The following is a 2,087-nucleotide window of genomic DNA, read 5'->3' on the forward strand; positions in this document are numbered from 1 at the left end:
GGGGGGTGGGGGGGGGGGGCCGCCCGGTTCGGCCCAAAACGGGGGGCGCTTACGCCCCCCTACGAACTGCCGTTCCCTGACAGTCCCTACCTGGGTTCTCCCTCTCCCTAACCCTCTCCCTGAAGGGAGAGGGGATTGATCGGTGCAGGGTGAAACCGTGGCATCAGCCGGCACGGACGGCCCCCTCTCCCTTCGGAGCGGGGACTGTTCAGTGTCAGGCAAACTTCCGTGCTAGCCGCAAACGCCGAACGGCTCCCTCTCCCTTCAGGGAGAGGGCGGGGGGAGAGGGTTAACGTGCGCAGAGGAACACCTCGGCAGGAATGGACTTTGTCCGTGCCCTTGCCAGCAGGCCGTTGAACGGGCCGGGGCAAAAGGTCACCCCCGCGCCGCCACCAATTCACGAAACTCTTCCGCACTCACCCGATGGTCGCCATCGCGATCCGCGCGGACGATCAGCGCCGGCTCCTGGTTCATGAATTCCACCAGGTTGATCTGGCCGTCGCCGTCCGTGTCCGGCCAGGCGATGGCATTGGGCGAGACGTTGACGCTGTTGCTGGGCGGGGTCACTTCCTCACGGGTGAGCAGGCCGTCATGGTTGCGGTCCAGGCGGTGGAACATGCGGTCGCGCATGGCGGCCATGTCGCTGGCCTCGATGTAGCCGTCGCCGTTGCGGTCCAGGCGGGAAAAGGCGGTTTCGCTCATCTCCCCGGCCACGGCGCAGCGGCCGGCCAGGGCCAGGGTGGCGAGCAGCAGGGCTTGGCAGAGTCGGCTTTGCATCGGTGATTCCTTGAGCTGGGAAGACCGGCAAAGCCTATCGACAGGCGGACTCGAAGCGGTTCGATCACTCCGCCGGCGTCTGCGGCCGGCCGCGGCGGCGGAACTCCACCGGGGTCTCGCCGACCCAGCGCTTGAAGGCGCGGTAGAAGGTGCTCGGCTCGGAGAAGCCGGTGCGCTCGACTATCACCTCGATGCGCTCGTCGGTCTTGAGCAGCAGTTCCTTGGCCAGGCGGCAGCGGTAGTCGGTGACCAGGTCGTTGAAGCGCACCCCGGCCATGGCCAGGCGCTCGCGCAGGCGGCGGGCCGGCATGTCGAGACGTGCGGCCACCTGCTCCAGCGTCGCGCCGCCATCCACCAGCAGCACGCCGATCAGTTCGCGCACCTTGCGCACCAGATCCAGCCGCTCCACTTCCGCCAGTTGCCGGCGCGCCAGGGATTCATGCATGCGCAGCAGCTCGGGCGCGGCATGGCGCGAGGGCTTCTCCAGCACTTGTACATCGAACACCAGCGCATAGCGCTCAGCCCCCAGAACCGCCGGGCAGCCATAAACCTCGCGGTAGCGCTCGGCGGGCGCGCCTTCCTCGTGCATCAGCTGCACTTCGTGGGGCTTGAAGTCACCCTCGGTAAGCGCGTGGAACAGGCGCACCACCGCGCCGGCGAGCATTTCGGGGAAGTGCCGGTTGGTCCCGGCGGTATGGCCGAGCAGCAGCACGGCCTTCTCGCCCTCCACTTCCAGGCGGGCGTTGAGGGTGTCGGAAAGCAGGCGCACGTAGCGCAGGGCGTGGCGCAGGCCTTCGCCGAAGGTGGCGCTGGAAAGGAACAGGTACTCCAGCAGCAGGCCATGGAAGGCGGGCAGATGGCCGGCCAGATAGAGGCCGACGTGCTCTTCGCCGCATTCCTCGGCGGCCGCCTTCCAGAACAGGTTCTGTGCGCTGTGGGGGAATCGTCCGGCAGGCAGGCTGCCGGCAGGCAGGCCGACGCGAGCCAGCACGCGGTCAGGGTCGGTACCGCTGGCGCGCAGGGCGTCGATCACCGGGCGCATCAGCGCCACATCGTCGGTCAGATCACGCATGGTGTTTTTTTCTAGTTATCCATGAGGCGGGCCCATCTTAGGCAGCTTTCCCATCGCCCCTCAAGAGAATCAGGAAGCAGGTTAAGGGAAATATCCGAGCAATCGGACGGTCACATTGACTTGCCTGCCGCGCACCGCGTTGCCACGGCCAATGCCCAGGCCTGAGCGGCGGCTAAGCTGACTGGATACCCGCCAGGAGATACCCGATGCCCCGCGATTGGCTTGACCTGTCCGCCCC

Annotated in this window: 2 protein-coding genes; both read right to left on the reverse strand. The window is 67.0% G+C overall.

Features of this window, described 5'->3' with window-relative positions:
* Positions 1 to 375: 375 nt before the first annotated feature.
* Complete coding sequence (locus ACCC94_RS29430) at positions 376 to 777, reverse strand: EF-hand domain-containing protein (protein WP_413353117.1); 402 nt, start codon at positions 775 to 777, stop codon at positions 376 to 378.
* A 64-nt stretch (positions 778 to 841) separates the two neighbouring features.
* Positions 842 to 1,849 carry an AraC family transcriptional regulator gene (locus ACCC94_RS29435; RefSeq protein ID WP_413353118.1) on the reverse strand — a complete coding sequence of 336 codons (1,008 nt, stop codon included), beginning with the start codon at positions 1,847 to 1,849 and terminating at the stop codon, positions 842 to 844.
* Positions 1,850 to 2,087 lie beyond the last annotated feature (238 nt).

Origin of the sequence: Pseudomonas sp. Pseusp97 (assembly GCF_047304025.1) — a bacterium.
Lineage (GTDB): Bacteria > Pseudomonadota > Gammaproteobacteria > Pseudomonadales > Pseudomonadaceae > Pseudomonas.